The sequence below is a fragment of the Stenotrophomonas sp. YJH_SMC_36 genome (genome assembly GCF_059369935.1).
This window is the reverse complement of sequence record NZ_JCAFTD010000002.1, coordinates 1-19,029: the sequence shown is the minus strand read 5'-3', so window position 1 is coordinate 19,029 and position 19,029 is coordinate 1. Positions and strand designations below refer to the sequence as shown.

The 19,029-nt window shown below is 66.0% G+C and carries 13 protein-coding genes; 6 read left to right on the top strand and 7 right to left on the bottom strand.

The features are described from left to right. The first annotated feature begins 355 nt into the window (after window positions 1-355). The 5 genes from AC5P76_RS03345 to AC5P76_RS03325 all read left to right on the top strand — a co-directional run bounded on the left by AC5P76_RS03345 (window position 356) and on the right by AC5P76_RS03325 (window position 9,189). Window positions 356-1,741: an NAD-dependent succinate-semialdehyde dehydrogenase gene (locus AC5P76_RS03345; protein WP_053520219.1), complete on the top strand. Its 1,386-nt coding sequence runs from the start codon at window positions 356-358 to the stop codon at window positions 1,739-1,741. 64 nt (window positions 1,742-1,805) lie between these two features. Then, window positions 1,806-3,446: an acetolactate synthase large subunit gene (locus tag AC5P76_RS03340; RefSeq protein WP_053520220.1), complete on the top strand. Its 1,641-nt coding sequence runs from the start codon at window positions 1,806-1,808 to the stop codon at window positions 3,444-3,446. 169 nt (window positions 3,447-3,615) lie between these two features. Further along, a complete protein-coding gene (gene lysS / locus AC5P76_RS03335) occupies window positions 3,616-5,127 on the top strand; it encodes a lysine--tRNA ligase (RefSeq protein ID WP_053520221.1) in 1,512 nt (503 codons plus the stop codon). A 206-nt stretch (window positions 5,128-5,333) separates the two neighbouring features. Next, window positions 5,334-6,473, top strand: coding sequence for a cyclic di-GMP phosphodiesterase response regulator RpfG (gene rpfG / locus AC5P76_RS03330; protein ID WP_053520222.1), 1,140 nt, complete (start codon window positions 5,334-5,336; stop codon window positions 6,471-6,473). A gap of 1 nt (window position 6,474) precedes the next feature. Continuing rightward, window positions 6,475-9,189: a response regulator gene (locus AC5P76_RS03325; protein WP_322522772.1), complete on the top strand. Its 2,715-nt coding sequence runs from the start codon at window positions 6,475-6,477 to the stop codon at window positions 9,187-9,189. A gap of 12 nt (window positions 9,190-9,201) precedes the next feature. Here AC5P76_RS03325 and rpfF read toward each other — a convergent pair whose 3' ends face one another. The 5 genes from rpfF to betI form a co-directional block, all read right to left on the bottom strand. Further along, window positions 9,202-10,071 (bottom strand): diffusible signal factor synthase RpfF, encoded by an 870-nt coding sequence (rpfF, locus tag AC5P76_RS03320; RefSeq protein ID WP_053520223.1) that lies wholly within the window; start codon window positions 10,069-10,071, stop codon window positions 9,202-9,204. A 205-nt stretch (window positions 10,072-10,276) separates the two neighbouring features. Beyond that, entirely contained in the window at window positions 10,277-11,953 is a 1,677-nt protein-coding gene (locus tag AC5P76_RS03315; RefSeq protein ID WP_065175618.1) for a long-chain fatty acid--CoA ligase, read from the bottom strand. 213 nt (window positions 11,954-12,166) lie between these two features. Continuing rightward, a complete protein-coding gene (gene betA, locus AC5P76_RS03310) occupies window positions 12,167-13,849 on the bottom strand; it encodes a choline dehydrogenase (protein WP_495222659.1) in 1,683 nt (560 codons plus the stop codon). An 88-nt stretch (window positions 13,850-13,937) separates the two neighbouring features. Continuing rightward, window positions 13,938-15,410: a betaine-aldehyde dehydrogenase gene (gene betB / locus AC5P76_RS03305; RefSeq protein ID WP_253120428.1), complete on the bottom strand. Its 1,473-nt coding sequence runs from the start codon at window positions 15,408-15,410 to the stop codon at window positions 13,938-13,940. A gap of 40 nt (window positions 15,411-15,450) precedes the next feature. Then, window positions 15,451-16,041, bottom strand: coding sequence for a transcriptional regulator BetI (gene betI / locus AC5P76_RS03300; protein ID WP_053520388.1), 591 nt, complete (start codon window positions 16,039-16,041; stop codon window positions 15,451-15,453). 169 nt (window positions 16,042-16,210) lie between these two features. Between betI and AC5P76_RS03295 the strand changes: the two genes are divergently transcribed. After that, window positions 16,211-17,761 (top strand): BCCT family transporter, encoded by a 1,551-nt coding sequence (locus tag AC5P76_RS03295; RefSeq protein ID WP_128990539.1) that lies wholly within the window; start codon window positions 16,211-16,213, stop codon window positions 17,759-17,761. Between the two features lie 21 nt (window positions 17,762-17,782). On the opposite strand, the gene AC5P76_RS03290 is transcribed toward AC5P76_RS03295, so the two are convergent. Then, window positions 17,783-18,415, bottom strand: a complete 633-nt coding sequence (locus AC5P76_RS03290) for an ATPase (protein ID WP_111186106.1) — start codon at window positions 18,413-18,415, stop codon at window positions 17,783-17,785. Beyond that, entirely contained in the window at window positions 18,415-18,789 is a 375-nt protein-coding gene (locus AC5P76_RS03285) for a type II toxin-antitoxin system Phd/YefM family antitoxin (protein ID WP_053520391.1), read from the bottom strand. Before AC5P76_RS03285 ends, AC5P76_RS03290 begins: the two co-directional genes overlap by 1 nt. Window positions 18,790-19,029 lie beyond the last annotated feature (240 nt).

The window sequence follows — 19,029 nt, the reverse complement described above, 5'->3', positions numbered from 1 at the left end:
TCATTTGGAGCCAGATCCGTTCCGACAGATCGCGGGAAACTGTCGAAGGCGGGGTGGGGCCGATGGCGGGAGTGTCCGCGGCATGGATGCCGCGGCCAAGCCCCCATGGATGGGTTCACGGCGTCTTCCGCCATCGGCCCCACCCCGCCATCCCGCAGGAAACCAGCTTCTGCTGTGGCTTGGCTGTGGCTTGGCGTGGCTTGGGGGGCAGGGCGCAGCCCTGCCAGCAACCCCATTCAGGCAGGTAAGTGCAGGTCACAGGATAAGCAGACGCCTTGTTGCGCGGCAGCTTCGGGTCCACATTCCTGACAGGAGACGGGCAATCGGCCCGTTGCCGAGACAACAGGAGCCCTGCATGTCCGCTGCCCCCGCCATTGCGATTTCCCTCGATCCGGCCACCGGCCAGGAAATCGCCCGCCATCCCTTCGTTACCGACGCCGAGCTGGAGGTGATCCTCGATCGAGGCCAGGCCGGCTTTGCCGCCTGGAGTGCGCAGTCGCTGGAGCAGCGCGCCGATGCCCTGCGTGCGATGGCCGCGGTCCTGCGCCGCGACCGCGAATCGCTTGCGGCGCTGGCCACCGCTGAAATGGGCAAGGTCCATGCCGAATCGTTGGCCGAAATCGAGAAGTGCGCGGTGCTCTGCGAGTGGTATGCGGATAACGGGGCACAGTACCTGCGCGACGAGCCGACGCTGGTTCCCGATGACAAGGCCTACGTGTCCTACCTGCCACTGGGCGTGGTGCTGGGCATCATGCCGTGGAATTTCCCGTACTGGCAGGTGATGCGCGCAGCGGTGCCGATCCTGATGGGAGGCAATGGTTTCCTGCTCAAGCCGGCCGAGAACATCGTCGGTACCGCCCATCTGCTCGACGCCGCCTGGCGCGACGCGGGCCTGCCGGAAGGCACCTTCATCGCCGCCAACATCAGCCGTGAGGGCACCAGCCGTGCCATCGCCGATGACCGCATCGCAGCCGTCACCCTGACCGGCAGCGTCGGCGCAGGCCGCAGCATTGCCGCGCAGGCCGGGCAGGCATTGAAGAAGGTCGTGCTGGAACTGGGGGGCTCGGACCCCTTCATCGTGCTGGACGATGCCGACCTCGACGCGGCGGTGGATGCGGCACTCGCCTCGCGCTTCCAGAACACCGGACAGGTCTGCATCGCCGGCAAGCGCATCATCGTCGAGGACGGCGTGTACGACCGTTTCGTGGCGCAGTTCTGCGCGAAGGTGCAGGCGCTGACCGTCGGTGATGGCCGTGAACCGGGCAACCGCATCGGTCCCATGGCCCGGCAGGACCTGCTCGAGCAGCTCGATGCGCAGGTGCGTGCATCGGTAGAGGCCGGTGCGCAGCTGCTGGTCGGCGGTCATCAACTGGATCGTCCGGGCAGCTTCTATGCCCCCACGGTGTTGGCCGGTGTCGAGCCGGGCATGCAGGCGTTCGATACCGAGACCTTCGGCCCGGTGGCTTCGATCAGCCGCGCACGCGATGCCGATCATGCGGTGGAGCTGGCCAACCAGAGCGAATTCGGCCTCAGCGGCAACCTGTGGAGCGGCGATCGCGAGCGCGCGATGCGGTTGGCACGCAGGCTGCAGACCGGGGGCGTGTTCGTCAACGGCTTCTCCGCGTCCGACCCGCGCGTGCCGATCGGTGGCGTGAAGAAGAGTGGCTTCGGCCGCGAGCTGTCGCATTTCGGCATCCGCGAGTTCGTGAACGCGCAGACCGTGTGGTTCGACCGTCGTTGACGCACGGCTTGCATCCTTCCTGTAACGATCCACCACCAGTCCAGTGAAGAGGGACGGCATTCCCATGTCCAAGGGTTCAGATCTGCTTGTCGCGGCGCTCGAGAACGAGGGCGTCGAACGTATTTTCGGTATTCCCGGCGAAGAAAACCTCGATGTCGTCGAGTCGCTGCGCCATTCCAGCATCGAGCTGGTCATCACCCGCCATGAGCAGGCGGCGGTGTTCATGGCGGCCACCTACGGACGCCTGACCGGCAAGCCGGGCGTGTGCCTGGCCACGCTCGGCCCGGGTGCCCTCAACTTCACCACCGGTGCGGCCTACGCGCTGCTGGGCGCATGGCCGGTGATCATGATCACCGGGCAGAAGGGCATCGTCGCCAGCAAGCAGGCGCGCTTCCAGATCGTCGACATCGTCAGCACGATGAAGCCGCTGACCAAGCAGGCGCGGCAGATCGTATCGGCGCGCACCATCCCGACCATCGTCCGCGAGGCATTCCGTGTCGCGCAGGAAGAACGTCCGGGCCCGGTTCTGCTGGAACTGCCGGAGGACATCGCGGCCACTGAAGTCGAGGATGTGGCATTGATCCCGACGCATGCGGTGGATCGACCGATCGCCAGTCCCGAGGCGCTCGATCGCGCCGCGCAGATCATCCGCAATGCGAAGCGTCCGCTGCTGATGATCGCCTCCGCGGCGTCACGGCCGCAGTCCAGCGACGCGCTGTCAGCCTTCGTACTGCGTGCCGGCATTCCCTTCTTCACCACGCAGATGGGCAAGGGTGCGGTGGCGGGCGGATCAGGCCTGTACATGGGGACTGCCGCGCTGACCGAACGCGACTATGTGCATATGGCCATCGACCAGGCCGACGTGATCGTCACCATCGGCCATGAAGTGACCGAGAAGCCGCCTTTTGTGATGCGGCCCGGCGGACCGACCGTCATCCACATCGGCTATTCGCAGGCGGCGGTCGAGCAGGTCTACTTCCCGCAGGTGGAGGTGATCGGCGATATCGGCCGCTCGCTGACCCAACTGGCCGACCGCATCGAAGGCCAGGTGGCCCATGCCGATGCGCTGCTGCCGCTGCGGGCCACCATCCTCGACCATCTCGCCGACCGTGCCGAAGAGGCCCGGTTCACCCCGCAGCGGCTGGTCCACGACGTGCGCCGGGTGATGCCGCCCGACGGCATCGTGGCGCTGGACAACGGCATGTACAAGATATGGTTCGCGCGCAATTACCGCACCCAGGTAGCCAATACGCTGCTTCTGGACAATGCGCTTGCCACGATGGGCGCGGGCCTGCCTTCGGCGATCATGGCCTCGATCCTGTACCCGCAGCGCCGGGTGCTGGCGGTGTGTGGCGACGGCGGCTTCATGATGAACAGCCAGGAGCTGGAAACCGCGCGGCGGCTGGGGCTGAACCTGGTGGTGCTGATCCTCAACGATGGTGCCTACGGCATGATCCGCTGGAAGCAGGCGGTGGATGGCTTCACCGACTATGGGATGACCTTCGGCAATCCTGACTTCGTCAGGTACGCCGAGGCCTATGGTTGCAAGGGCCACGAAGTGACGGCCATCGAGCAGCTCATCCCGACGCTGGAGGCGGCGTTCAACGAAGGCGGGGTGCACCTGGTGTCGGTGCCGATCGACTATTCGGAGAACGAGCGGGTGCTGGTGGATGAATTGCGGCAGGCGTTCCCCGGGAATGCCTGAGGTAGCGCCGGGCCACGCCCGGGGATTCCTGCCGACTGACCGCCGGGCATGGCCCGGCGCTACCGGGCCGTGGGCGCCGGCCAGGGCCGGGGCAGGGTGGTTTTGCTATGCTGTGCAGCCGGCCGTGCCGGGCGCAAGACTCCCCCAACTACACGATTCCCGCAGATCCATGAGCGAAGCTACCGAAACCCCTTCCGTCGACGAAAACAAGTTGATCGCCGAGCGCCGCGAGAAACTCAAAGCGCTGCGCGGGCAGGGGATCGCGTACCCGAACGACTTCCGTCGCGAGGACTTCGCCGGCCAGCTGCAGGACGAGTACAGCGACGCCGAAACCTGGACCGCCGAGGCCCTGGAAGCCAATGGCCGCCAGGTGCGCATGGCCGGACGCCTGATGGCCAAGCGCATCATGGGCAAGGCCAGCTTCGCCCAGATCCAGGACGAGTCCGGCCGCATCCAGCTGTTCCTGCAGGGCGCGGCCCTGGGCGATGACTACGCTGCTTTCAAGGGCTGGGACGTGGGTGACATCATCGCCGTCGAGGGCGGCCTGACCCGTACCCGCACCGGTGAACTGTCGGTCAAGGCCGCAACGATCCGACTGCTGACCAAGTCGCTGCGTCCGCTTCCGGACAAGTGGCATGGCCTGGCCGACGTCGAGCAGCGCTACCGCCAGCGTTACGTCGATCTGATCGTGACCCCGGAGTCGCGCGCGGTGTTCATCAAGCGCTCGAAGATCATCCGTGCCATGCGCGCGTGGCTGGACAACCGCGACTTCCTCGAAGTCGAGACGCCGATGATGCATTACATCCCCGGCGGTGCGGCGGCCAAGCCGTTCACCACCCATCACAACGCGCTGGACCTGGACCTGTACCTGCGCGTGGCGCCGGAGTTGTACCTGAAGCGCCTGACCGTCGGTGGCCTGGAGCGGGTGTACGAAATCAACCGCAATTTCCGCAATGAAGGCGTCAGCACCCGGCACAACCCGGAGTTCACCATGATGGAGCTGTACGAGGCCTACGCCACGTACAACGAGATCATGGACCTGACCGAAGGCGTGATCCGGGACGTGGCCAGGACGGTGAACGGCACTACCGAAGTGGAGTGGGACGGCGCGAAGATCGATCTCGGCCCGGCGTTCCGCCGCTGGCGGATGGACGAGGCCGTGCGGCACCACAATCCGGAGATCTCCGCTGCCGACTGCACCGACCGCGAAGCGCTGCTGCGGCACTGCGAGCGCCTGAAGATCAAGGTCAAGCCGTCCTACGGCTGGGGCAAGCTGCTGCTGGAGATCTTCGAAGCCACCGTCGAGCACACCCTGATCCAGCCCACCTTCATCACCGATCATCCGGTGGAGGTCTCGCCGCTGGCGCGTGCCAACGACAACGACCCCGGCTACACCGATCGCTTCGAGCTGTTCGTGAACGGCAAGGAGCTGGCCAACGGCTTCTCCGAGCTGAACGACCCGGAGGATCAGGCCCAGCGTTTCCAGGCCCAGGTGGCCGCCAAGGAGGGGGGCGATGACGAGGCCATGCACTACGACGCCGACTACATCCGCGCGCTGGAGTACGGCATGGCGCCGACCGGCGGCCTCGGCATCGGCGTCGACCGCCTGGTGATGCTGCTGACCGGCAGCAGCTCCATCCGCGACGTGCTGCTGTTCCCGTACATGCGTCCGGAGCACTGAGCCGGGGTTTTGTGACTCCCGTTTGTGCGCGCCGTCCCGAAACGGGACGGCGCAATTGACGTCTCTGGCACTCGGCGTATCGTAATTGCACTACCTTGACGCCGGCTATGGCTTGATCGGTGACGGGGAAGAGCGCAATGTGGAGAGCCCGCTTCACAATGTGACCACGATCATGAACCGGGACGCATGACACGGGAGTCAGTCCGATGCAGGGTGCCAGCGTGCGCAGCGGCAGCGTTTCCACGCCTGCTGATGACCAAGCGTGGTCGAGAAACCAGGCGGAGTACACGTTGAACATCGTCATCGTCGATGACCAGACCTCCGCGCGGACGATGCTGCGGCACGTCATCGAGGACATCGCGCCGGAACTGAGCGTGCATGACTTCGGCGATCCCCTGACCGCGCTGGCCTGGTGCGAATCGCATCCGGTCGACCTGCTGCTGCTCGACTACCGCATGCCGGAAATGGATGGGCTGGAATTCGCCCGCCGCTTCCGGCGCCTGCCCAAGCATCGCGACATCCCGGTGATCCTGATCACCGTGGTGGGCGACGAGCCGATCCGGCAGGCCGCGCTGGAGGCAGGCGTGATCGACTTCCTGGTCAAGCCGATCCGCCCGCGCGAACTGCGGGCGCGCTGCTACAACCTGCTGCAGCTGCGCCAGCAGACCGAGAACGTGAAACAGCGCGCGCTGTCACTGGAACAGCGCCTGCTCGCCAGCATGCACGAGGTCGAGGAGCGGGAGCGCGAGACCTTGTCGCGATTGGCTCGTGCGATCGAGTTTCGTGACGCCGGCACCAGTGCCTACCTGGAGCGGATGGCCCGCGTGGCCGGGCTTATCGCCGAGCAGCTGGGCCTGCCGGAAGACGAGGTGCGGCTGATCGAGATGGCGGCGCCCCTGCACGACATGGGCAAGATCGCCATACCGGATGCGGTGCTGCTCAAGCAGGGCAAGCTCAATGAAGAGGAGCTGGCGATCATGCGCCGTCACCCGCGCATCGGCCATGAACTGCTCAGCGGCAGCCAGAACCGCTTCATCCAGGTCGGTGCGCTGATCGCGCTGCGCCACCATGAACGCTACGACGGCAGTGGTTACCCCGATGGACTGGTAGGCGAAGCGATTCCACTGGAAGCGCGCATCGTTGCCGTCGCCGATGTCTTCGACGCCCTGATTTCCCCGCGTCCATACAAGGAAGCCTGGACGATGGAAGCAACGCTGGCCTATCTGTATGCCCAGCGTGGCCGCCTGTTCGACCCCCGCTGCGTGGATGCGCTGCTGCGGGGCCGCCAGCAACTGCTGGACATCTGCGCGCAGCACTCGACGGCCTCCACGCGACCGGGTGGATGAGATGCAGGACCTGTTCGCACGGCTGAAGCGCCGGCTGTCGCAGCGGCCCGACTCCGAGCACGGGCAGGTGATAGTGCGGATCGCGCTGATCTCGCTGATCCTGGTTTACGTACTGCTGTCCGGGGCCCGGATGCATCGCCTGGAGCAGTACCAGGGCGTGCTCGTGACCGTGCTGACCGGGCTGTCGATATCCCTGCTGCTGTTCGCCTGGTTGCTGTGGAAGCCGGGGCGCTCCGATGCGCGCAGGGTGGTCGGCATGGTCGCCGACTATGGGTTGATGACGGTCGGCATGGTGCAGATGGGCGAGCCTCTGGCCTGGGTCTATGCGGTGGTGATGTGGGTCACGGTGGGCAATGGCCTGCGCTTCGGCAACCGCTATCTGGGCGTGGCGATCGCCATGGCCCTGGTCAGCTTCGGTACCACCGTGTTGTTGACACCGTATTGGCGTGACAACCCCAGCCTGGCCGTGCCCCTGTGGCTGGGCCTGGTGGCGGTTCCGCTGTGCTGCTCCTCCCTGTTGCGACGACGGATGCGACATCCCCCCATGGACACTCCTGCCGTTGAATCCTCCCCGGCCCGGTCGCTGCTGGCCCGGGTGAAGCAACGGCTGTCCGGACGCGAGGACAGCGAGCACGCGCAGAACCTGATCCGCATCGTGATCACCGCGCTGTTCATCAGCTATCTCGGCTGGCGCTACCTGAGCGCGGGTGGCGAGACGCTGACCACGACGTGGCTGATCCTCGCCTTCGAGCTGGCCATCTCGGCGGGCCTGCTGGTGGCGATCCTGGTCGATCCCGGGGTGTCACACGTCCGCCGCGTGATCGGCATGCTGACCGACTACACCTGCATGGCCTGGATCATGACCATCCAGGGTGAGCCGGCAGCTCCGCTGTACGCGGTGATGCTGTGGGTCACGATCGGCAACGGCATGCGCTACGGCAGCACCTACCTGCGGGTGGCAACCGCAATGGGGTGCCTGGCTTTCCTGTGCACCGTGATGCTGTCGCCTTACTGGCGCAGCCACGACTACCTCGGCTGGGGCCTGCTGCTGGGCCTGGGCGCGATTCCGCTGTACTTCGATTCGCTGCTGCATGCCTTGACCCGTGCGGTGGCCGAAGCGCGCCAGGCCAACGAAGCCAAGAGCCGTTTCCTGGCGAACATGAGCCACGAATTCCGTACGCCGCTCAACGGCCTGGCCGGCATGACCGAAGTGCTGGCCACCACGCGGCTGGATGAGGAGCAGCGCGAGTGCCTCAGTACCATCCAGGCGTCCACCCGCAGCCTGCTGGCGCTGGTGGAGGAGGTGCTGGACATCTCGGCGATCGAGGCCGGCAAGGTCCGGGTGGAATGGCATGAGTTCGCGCTGGCCGACGTGCTGCAGGCGATCAACCTGATCCTCACCCCGCAGACGCGTTCCAAGTCATTGGAGTATCGCGTCGACGTGGACGACAACGTTCCGCCACGGTTGTTCGGCGACGCCGGCCATCTGCAGCAGATTCTGCTGAATCTGATGGGCAACGCGGTGAAGTTCACCGACAGTGGCTTCGTCCATCTGCGTGTCAGCAGCCATGACGAGCGTGGCAGCGAGCGTGCCCGGCTGCGTTTCGAGATCCTCGACAGCGGCATCGGCGTACCCGTGGCCCTGCGCAGCCGCCTGTTCAACGCCTTCGAGCAGGCCGACGTCGGCCTGGCCCGCCGCCATGAAGGCACCGGACTGGGTACGGCGATCGCCAAGGGGCTGGTCGAATCGATGGGCGGGCAGGTCGGTTACCTGCCGAACACGCCGCGCGGCAGCGTGTTCTGGGTGGAAATCGCGCTGGACGTGGCGCCGACGCCGGACGTGCAGGGCGAGCTGCCGGAGGGCGGAAACGTCATTGCGTTCTCCAATCCATTCCTGCGCCATCGGGCCCGTGTACGCAGCCTGCGGGTGCTGGTTGCCGATGACCATGCCGCCAACCGCATGGTGCTGCAGCGGTTGCTCGAGAAGGCCGGCCACAAGGTCACATGCGTCAATGGTGGGGTCGAGGTGCTCGACGCTCTCGAGCAGGCCAATTACGACGCAGCCATCGTTGATCTGCACATGCCCGGCATGAGCGGCCTGGACCTGCTCAAGCAGCTGCGGGTGATGCAGGCCAGTGGCCTGCCGTATGTGCCGGTGATGGTGCTCAGCGCCGATGTCACCCCGGAATCCATCCTGCGCTGTGAGCAGGCAGGTGCACGTGCATTCCTGGCCAAGCCGGTCGTCGCGACGCGTCTGCTGGAGGTGTTGGCCGATGTGGCCGCCAACACGCGTACCGAGCCGGGCATCCAGTCGGTACCGGCCATGGAGGTCGGTGACGGCGTACTCGACACCGCCGTGCTGGACGAGCTGGCGTCACTGGGCATGGGCGATGGCTTCGAACGCAAGTTCATCGACCAGTGCCTGGTCGATGTGGACGCGAGCATGGCGCAGATGCAGGCCTGTGGCGAGCGGCTGGACTGGGAGGACTTCCGCGAACACGCCCACGCCCTGCGTGGCGTGGCGAGCAACCTGGGCCTGGTCCAGGTTGCTGCCGCCAGTGGCGAGATGATGCGCATGGCCGACTGGCAATTGAAGGCCGAGTGGACAATGCGCCTGTCCAGCCTGGCAGGTGCACTGCGCATCGGCAGGAAAGCGCTGGCGTCCCGCGTCGCAGGCATCCAGCAACGCGACGACGGGGAACGCACGCCCTCCTGACCGCGAGGTCTGTCAGCCCGCCTCGCCATTGCGGCGGGCCTGGGCGCGGACCAGCCGGTCCATGGTCCGCAGCGACTTCTCGCCCAGCTGCATGGCGGTGTCGACCCAGATCTCGGTGATGCGCATCATTTCGTGCAGCGGCACCATGGTGGCGATCTCGTTCACTTCGCGCATCGCCGCCCAGGCGTGCGGAATGCGCCGGCTGTCCCGGATCACCTGTTCGACCGCCGCAACGCCTTCGCCCACCGGCACGACGACATCCACCAGGCCCATGTCCTTCAACTGCCGGGCGGTGAAGAGGTTGCCCTCCAGCATGATCTTCTCGGCCAGCCGCGGGCTGACCCGCTGGCACAGGAAGGAGTAGGCGCCCATGCCCGGGAACAGGTCGAACAGCACCTCCGGCAGTCCCATCAGCACGCCTTCTTCGGCGACGATGGTATGGCAGCTAAGCGCGGCCTCGAAGCCGCCGCCCAGTGCATTGCCCTGGACCAGCGCGATGCTGTGGGCGCGTGCGCCCAGCCCGGCGTGGAACGCATGCACGCCGCGCACGCAGCGTTGCGCATAGTCGAGCAGGCGGGCACGGTCGCCCTCGCGGATCAGCCGGCAGAACAGTTCCAGGTCGCCGCCCAGGTTGAATACGTCACTATCGGAGGCCAGGACCACGTGAGGCGAGAGAACGTGGGCGGCACTGAGACGGTCTCCCAGTTCACGCTGATAGTCGACGATGTCGTCTACCAGGCGTGAGGCAAAGCACGGGCGGCCCGGCTGGTTGACCAGGTTGGCATGCATGTGGATCCAGTAGACATCCCGTTCGGTTTCCTCGGTGATGCGCAGGGTCGGGTGCTGCGACGGACGGGTGATGATGGGGCGTACTGCAGACATGGGTGTTCTCCGAGTGACCGTCCGGCCAACCGCAGAGCGGACGGAGAGATGGAATGTGAGGGAGTGGGCGGAACGTGCGGTGGCGAGTGATTCTATGCACCGCTCGTGAACCGCCTGCAAGCGGCCGCCGCCCGCGCTGGCCGCCAACGAAAAGGGCCCCGCCGTCGCCGGCGGGGCCCTGATCTGCGTCGAACCGTGGAAACCCTTACTGCGCGGGCGTATCGCGCAGCTCGCGACGGAGGATCTTGCCGACATTGGTCTTCGGCAGTTCCTTGCGGAACTCCACGATGCGCGGGTGCTTGTAACCGGTCAGATTTGCCCGGGCATGCTCCTTGACCATTTCGGCGGTCAGGTTCGGATCCTTCTTCACGATCACCACCTTGACCACTTCGCCGGACTTCTCGTCCGGCACGCCGACCGCGGCCACTTCCAGCACGCCCGGCATCATCGCGATGACGTCTTCGACTTCGTTCGGATACACATTGAAGCCGGACACCAGGATCATGTCCTTCTTGCGGTCGACGATGTAGAAGAAACCCCGTTCATCCATCTTCGCCATGTCGCCGGTATGCAGCCAGCCGTCGCTGTCGATCGCCTGGGCGGTCTCTTCGGGGCGCTGCCAGTAGCCCTTCATCACCTGCGGGCCCTTGATGCACAGCTCGCCCACTTCACCCAGCGGCAGGATGTTGCCGTTGTCGTCCTTGATGCACGCATCGGTGGACGGGATCGGCAGGCCGATGGAGCCGTTGTACTCCGGCAGGGTAAGCGGGTTGATGCAGGCGGCCGGCGAGGTTTCGGTCAGGCCGTAGGCCTCGACCAACGTCACCCCGGTAACCTTCTTCCAGCGCTCGGCCACAGCGCGCTGCACCGCCATGCCGCCGCCCAGGGTGAACTTCACCGACGAGAAATCGATCTCATCGAAACCGGGCGTATTGAGCAGACCGTTGAACAGCGTGTTGACGCCGGTGATGGCGGTGAAGCGCGTGCCCTTGAGCTCCTTGACGAAGCCCTTCATGTCGCGCGGATTGGTGATCAGATGATTGCAGCCGCCGAACTTCATGAAGACCAGACCGTTCGCGGTCAACGCGAAGATGTGGTACAGCGGCAGCGCGGTGATGATCACTTCCTTGCCCGGCTCGATGCCGGAGGTCGACAGCCATGCCGAGGCCTGCTGCATGTTGGCGATCAGGTTGCGGTTGGTCAGCATCGCGCCCTTGGCCACGCCGGTGGTGCCGCCGGTGTACTGCAGGAACGCCACGTCGTCGTGGTCGATCTCGACCTCGGGCAGGGTGTGGCGGCTGCCGAGCTTGAGTGCCTGCTTGAAGCGGATGGCGCCCTTCACGTGATAGTTGGGCACCATCTTCTTGACGTACTTCAGCACGAAGTTGACGATCGCGCCCTTCGCGCCGAGCAGATCGCCCAGGCCGGTGGTGACCACCTGCCTGACCGGCGTGTCGGCGATGACCTGCTGGACGGTATCGCCGAAGTTGTCGACCACCACCAGCACCGAGGCGCCGGCGTCGACCAGCTGGTGCTTGAGTTCGCGTGCGGTATACAGCGGGTTGACGTTGACCACGGTCAGGCCGGCACGCAGCACGCCGAAGGTGGCGACCGGGTACTGCAGGCAGTTGGGCATCATCAGGGCGACGCGGTCGCCCTTCTTGAGCTTGAGCTCACCCAGCAGGTAGGCCGCGAACTGGTCAACCAGCGCATCGGTCTCGCCATAGGTGAGGACCTTGCCGAAACTGGAGTAGGCGGGGCGGTCGCGGTACTTGGCGACGGAGGCGTCGAAGACGGAGGCTACCGAATGGAATTCGTTGACGTCGATCTCGGCGGGAACGCCTTTCGGATAGCTCTGCAGCCAGGGACGATCCAGACTCATATTCCCCCTCCAGGAATCGTGATTGTTGGGTCCGACCCTGAGCGTACTGACAGCGGCCGGTCATTGCAGCATACCCCGCCGTAGGGGAAACGCGAAGAGGGCATCGCGCGACGGCCTGTGCGATCGCGTCAAATGCCGCCGGGCATGGCCCCGCGCCACCGAGCTGGCAGCGCTGGGCCATGCCCGGCGGGTGTTTCAGGGTGCGTGCGGTGCTCAGCCCTGCCTGCGCACCGGCGCACCATTGGCCTTGTAGTAGGGCGCGGTGCTGCGGGGCAGCGGCGCACGGCCGCGGATCACGTCGGCGAGCTTTTCGGCGATCATGATGGTCGGCGCGTTGAGATTGCCGGTCACCACCTGCGGCATGATCGAGGCGTCGACGATGCGCAGGGCCTCCAGACCATGCACGCGGCCCTGGCCGTCCACCACCGCCATCGGATCATCGGCGTGGCCCATCTTGTTGGAGCAGGACGGGTGGTATGCCGTTTCAGCATGCTCACGGACGAACGCGTCGATCTGCGCATCGGTCTGCAGTGCACTGCCCGGCGAAATCTCGCGGCCGCTGTATGGAGCCAGTGCCGGCTGCACGAAGATCTCGCGGGTGATGCGGATCGCCGCGCGGAACTCGCGCCAGTCCTGGTCGTGCGACATGTAGTTGAACAGGATGCTCGGATGCTCGCGCGGATCCTTGGAGCGGACATGGATGCGGCCCCGGCTGGGCGAGCGCATCGAGCCGACATGGATCTGGAAGCTGTGTGCCTTGATCGGATTGGACCCGTTGTAGTTGATGGCCACCGGCAGGAAGTGATACTGCAGGTTGGGCCAGTCGAACTCGGCATCGCTGCGGATGAAGCCGCCGGCCTCGAACTGGTTGCTGGCGCCGATACCGGTGCCCAGGAACAACCATTCAGCGCCGATTGCCGGCTGGTTGTACAGCTTCAGCGCCGGCGCCAGCGAGACCGGCTTCTTGCATTCGTACTGGAGATACATCTCCAGGTGATCCTGCAGATTGGCGCCGACGCCCGGCAGGTGATGCACCAGGTCGATGTCGAGGCTGCGCAGCAGATCGGCCGGGCCCACGCCGGAGCGCTGCAGGATCTGTGGCGAGGCGATGGCGCCGCCGCACAACAGCACCTCGCGGCGGGCAGTGGCACGCTGCGGCTGGTCGTTGCGCAGCCACTGCACGCCCACCGCGCGCTTGCCGGAGAACAGGATGCGGTCGGTCAGCGCGTGGGTGACGATGGTCAGGTTCGGGCGCGGCCTGGCCAGATCCAGATAGCCGCGGGCGGTGCTGGAGCGGCGGCCCTTCGGCGTGACCGTGCGGTCCATCGGGCCGAAGCCTTCCTGCTGGTAGCCGTTGAGGTCATCGGTGCGCGGATAGCCTGCCTGCACGCCGGCTTCAACCATGGCTGCGAACAGTTCGTTGTTGCCGGCCTTGGGGGTGGTCACCCGCAGCGGGCCATCGCCCCCGTGGTAATCGTTGGGGCCGATGTCGCGGGTCTCGGCCTTGCGGAAGTAGGGCAGGCAGTCCAGATAGGTCCAGTCGTCCAGGCCGGGCATGCTCGCCCAGTTGTCGTAGTCCATCGCGTTGCCGCGGATGTAGCACATGCCGTTGATCAGCGACGAACCGCCCAGGCCCTTGCCACGGCCGCAGTCCATGCGGCGGTTGTTCATGAAGGGCTCTGGATCGGTCTTGTAGGCCCAGTTGTAGCGCTTGCCCTGCAGCGGAAACGCCAGCGCCGCCGGCATCTGGGTGCGGAAGTCGAGCCGGTAGTCCGGGCCACCCGCTTCCAGCAGCAGTACGCTCACATCGGCATCTTCGGTCAGGCGGGTGGCCAGCACGTTGCCGGCCGAACCGGCGCCGATGATGATGTAGTCGTACTCGTTATGGGTGCTCATGGTTGTTCTCCTTCAGGCCGGGACACGCTGCAAACAGGCGTCCCGGCGGAATGTCGGATCGGCGCGGTGGCCGGACGAGGGGCGCGGCTCAGAACGCGCTGGCGTAGTTGCCCAGTTCGACCTGCACCGACTTGATGCGGGTGTAGTGGCCCAAGGTCGAGAGGCCGTTCTCGCGGCCGACACCGGACTCCTTGTAGCCACCCACCGGCATTTCGGCTGGCGATTCGCCCCAGGTGTTGATCCAGCAGATGCCGGCTTCCAGGCGATGGATGATGCGGTGGGCGCGGCTGATGTCCTTGCTGACCACGCCGGCGGCGAGGCCGAAGGTGGTGTCGTTGGCGCGGCGGACCACTTCATCTTCGCTGTCATAGGCAAGGATGCTCATGACCGGCCCGAAGATCTCTTCCTTGACGATGGTCATGTCGTCGCGGCAGTCGGAGAACACGGTCGGCAGCACATAGGCGCCCTGGGCCAGCGTGCCGTCGGTGGCACGGCCGCCGCCGATCAGCAGGCGCGCGCCTTCGGTCTTGCCGCTTTCGATGTAGCGCAGCACGTTCTCCATGTGCGGGAAGCTGGTCAGCGGGCCGAAGTTGGTGCCCGCGGCCATCGGATCGCCGATGCGGATGCGCTTGACGCGCTCGACCACGGCGGCCTCGAACGCGGCCAGCATGCCGCGCGGCACAAACACGCGGGTGCCATTGGTGCACACCTGGCCGGAGCTGAAGAAATTGGCCATCACCGCGATGTCGGCCGCGCGGTCGAGATCGGCGTCATCGCAGATCACCAGCGGCGATTTGCCGCCCAGTTCCATGGTCACTTCCTTCAGCGAGGAGGAGGCGGCTGCAGCCATCACCTTCTTGCCGGTGGCCACGCCGCCGGTGAAGGAGATCTTCTCGATCACCGGATGTTCGGTGAGCCAGTTGCCGATTTCGCGACCGGGGCCCTGCACGACATTGAACACGCCGGCCGGCACGCCGGCTTCGGTGTAGATCTCGGCAAGCCGGATGGCGGTCAGCGGCGTGACCTCGGACGGCTTGAACACCATCGCATTGCCGGCGGCCAGTGCCGGCGCCGACTTCCACAGGGCGATCTGGATCGGGTAGTTCCAGGCACCGATGCCGGCGACCACGCCCAGCGGTTCACGGCGGGTGTAGAAGAAGCTGGATTCGCGCAGCGGCAGCTGGATGCCTTCGATGGCGGTCGCCAGGCCGGCGTAATACTCCAGCACATCGGCGCCGGTGACGATGTCCACCGTGGTGGTTTCCGCCAGCGCCTTGCCGGTATCGAGCGTTTCCAGGCGGGCCAGTTCGTCATTGCGCTCGCGCAGGATCTCCACGGCGCGGCGCAGGATGCGCGAACGTTCCATGGCGGTCATTGCCGCCCATGCCTTCTGGCCTTCGGTGGCGCTTTCGACGGCGCGTTCGACGTCGGCCTGGCTGGCGACCTGCACCTCGGCGATGACCTCACCGGTGGCGGGGTTGACCGTGGCGAAGGTCTTGCCGCTGGTGGCATCGACCCGGCGGCCATGGATGTAGAGCTGTTGGACGGGCAGGGTGGTCATGGGGCGTACTCCTCGAAAGGGGGCGGGAAGCTGAAAGCGCTTATAGCGCGTCGGCCTGCAACTGGAAGTCGATGTAGCCGTAGGCGATGCGTCGGGCCTTGTCAGCATCGAAGGCGCCGCCGACCAGGCTGCCGCGCAGCCAGAGGCCATCGATCATCGCGGCCAGGCCGCGGGCGGCGAGGCGTGCCTGTGGGCGTGGCAGCACGCGGTTGAACTGGTGGCACAGGTTGGAGAACAGGCGCTGGTCGTTGGCATGCTGCAGGCGCGCCAGTTCCGGCTGGTGCATGCTCGCGGCCCAGAAGGTGAGCCAGACACGCATCGCGGTGCCATTGATCTGGCTGTCATCGAAGTTGCCATCGACGATGGCGCGCAGCTGGTCGCGGGGATCGTCGCCGACCCCGGCCCGGCAGCGGGCGACCGCGTCCCGCAATTCGCGCAGGATCTGCCGCATCGCAGCGTTGAGCAGGCCGTCCTTGTCGCCGAAGTAATGGGCGACGATGCCGCTGGACAGCCCGGCCTTCCTGGCGATGGTGGCGACGGTGGCATCGGCCATGCCCATCTCGTCGATGGTCTGGAAAGTGGCCCGGATCAACTGTTCGCGACGGACCGGCTCCACGCCCTTCTTCGGCATTGTCTCTCCACGGATTGCGACCCGAGGCGTCGGGTTGGCCATCATTATGCTTTTTATTGATTGAACGTTCAATCAATAAACCCTAGGATGCGCTCGCGCCCCACGCCATGGGCCCGGTTTCCCGGTCCGGCCCCGCCCATGTGCTCCTTCGGACTGATGAGACGATCCCATGTCTTCCCAGGCTCACCCCAAGCGCTCGCCCCTGCGCTTGAACCGCTTTGTCTTCCTCAGCTCCTCGGTGTCGATCGGCATTCTCGGGCTGCTCACCGTCCTCTATCCCGATGCCAGCGAGCACTGGCTGCAATGGGCGCAGGCCGAGATCTCGGCTGCGTTCGGCGCGTGGTACATGCTGCTGGTCGTGCTGTGCCTGGGATTCGTACTGTGGCTGGCGTTCTCGCCCTATGGCCGTATCCGCCTGGGCCACAACGAGGAATCGCCCGCCTTCGGCTACGTCGCGTGGGTGTCGATGCTGTTCTCGGCGGGTATCGGTATCGCACTGCTGTACTACGGCGCCTATGAGCCGCTGGACCATTTCCTCAATCCGCCGGGCCAGCCGGGCGGCACGGTGGCGGCCGGGCGCGAGGCGATGGTGCTGACCTTCCTGCACTGGGGCCTGCATGGCTGGGCGCTGTACGCGCTGGTCGGGGTGGCGCTGGGCTATTTCGCCTATCGCCGCAACCTGCCGCTGGCATTGCGCTCGGCGCTGTATCCGATCTTCGGTGAGCGCATCCATGGCCGCATCGGCGACATGGTCGATGGCTTCGGCATTCTCGCCACGCTGATCTCCATGGTTACCAATCTCGGCATCGGTGCGCTGGTGGTGCAGTCCGGCCTGGTCTATCTGTTCCACATCCCGGACACACCGCAGGTGCTGGTCGCGATCGTGCTGGTGATGATGGTGGTGGCCACCATCGGCGTAGTGGCGGGGGTCGAGAAGGGCATCGCCTGGCTGTCCAACCTCAACGTGCGCCTGTTGTGCGCGCTGTTGCTGTTCGTGCTGGTTACCGGCCCGACCCTGCATCTGTTCGATGGCCTGGTGCAGAACACGGGCGACTATCTCGGCGCATTCGTGCGCAAGAGCTTCGACATGTATCTCAACGATCCGCAGGGCCGCGCCTGGATGGGTTCCTGGACGCTGTTCTACTGGGCGTGGTGGATCGCCTGGGCGCCGTTCGTGGGCCTGTTCGTGGCACGCATCTCGCGCGGCCGCACCATCCGCGAGGTAGTGATGGGCGTGCTGTTGATACCGCTCGGCTTCACGCTGGCGTGGCTGTCGATCTTCGGCAACACCGCCATCGACCTGGTGCTCAACCATGGCCAGGCGGTGCTGGGGCAGGTGGCGCAGCACGATGCAGCGATGACCCTGTTCAAGCTGCTGGAGTACCTGCCCGGCGCACCCTATGTAGCCGGTGCCGCAGTGGTGATCGGTTTCGTACTGTTCCTGACCCCGGTCGATTCGGGCACGCTGATGATCGCCAACCTGTGCACCCGCCGTGTCGACGACGGGGTGGAGGATGGTCACGATGCGCCGATCTGGCTGCGCGTGTTCTGGGCGGTGGGCATCACCGTGGCCAGCATCGGCCTGCTGCTGGCGGGCAACTTCAGCGCGATGCAGACGGCCGTGGTCCTGTGCGGTCTACCGTTCTCGTTCACCCTGGCGTTCTACATGCTGGGCCTGCTGCGCGCATTGCGCACCGATCCGGACGCGCCGCGGCGCTGAGCGCACTGCCGGCCCTTGGCATTACAGGCGCAGGGCGGCTTCCAGCAGAGCTGTCGCCCACGGGGGCGTGCGCTGCAGCTGCCGCAGGTCATCGGCGGCCGGCCATTGCAGGTGGCCGTCCTCCATCTGCAGCAGCAGCTGTGGATCGGGCACGGCCTCGCCCGGCGCGGCGTCGGCGCTGTTGTCGTAGACCTGCAGCTGCGCCAGCACCGGCATCAGCCCGATCAGGTTCTGCTGCGCCAGCGGCCAGCGGCGGCGGATGTCGACTTCGGAAATGGGGTGGCCACCGGCCTGCACCCGTGCGCGTACCCGGGCGATGTGCTGCTCCGGGCTGGACAGTCCACAGAACCACATCAGCACGTCATGGGTGCGGCTGGCCTCACGCAGCAGGGCGGTGATCGAGTTGCCCCCCAGCGTGGTCTCGAAGGCATGGTTGCGGGCGTGATCCAGGGCGTCGCGGATACGGTTGACACCCTCCTGCCAGGCTTCGGCATTGGCCTCCATGGCGTCCAGGCCGGCCCGCTCGCGCAGCCCGCGGGCGAACGTATCGGGGTTGAACCATTCCAGGCCGGCTTCGCGCAGCACGTGGCCACCCACCGAACTCTTGCCGGCGCCATTGACGCCGGCAAGCACATACAGGAACGGGCGTGGCATCAGTGGCCCGTGCCCGCCTTGACCTGGCCCTTCAGGCGGGCAGGGCGACGCAGCAGCGCGCGTGCAGCATCACCGGCCTGGGCGTGCTGCAGCACCGCCAGGCGCTGGTCGAAGCCGGCACGCAGATCCGCCAGGGCCGGGTCCTGCCCACGCAGTTCCTCCAGCGAGCTTTCCAGCGCTTCGACCTTGGCCTGCAGCGCACGGTACTGCTCGATGGAAACGATCACGGCCTGCGGTTCGTTGTGATTGGTGACCACCACCATGTGCTGGTCGCGCACTTCCTGCATGACCTTGCGCCAGTGTTCCTTCACCGACGAGGCGGTGGTGTGGGTCAGCTCGTTGATCGGGTCGAAGCGGACGGGGGCGTGCAGCATGGCGGTGCTCCAGGGGACCTGTGCGATCACCTTACGCCTGTTTCATGCAAATTGCATGAATGGTAAAAAATATCAAAAATATGATTCATGGGCGATTCGGCCCCGGCGGTGACGCCGGGGCCGGGCTTCCGCCCGCCGGATGCCGCGCGCCGGGTCAGCGGGCAGCCAGCTGACGCAGCACGTACTGCAGCAGGCCGCCGTGGTGGGCGAGGAGGCGCGGTTGCGAACCACCGGTTCGCG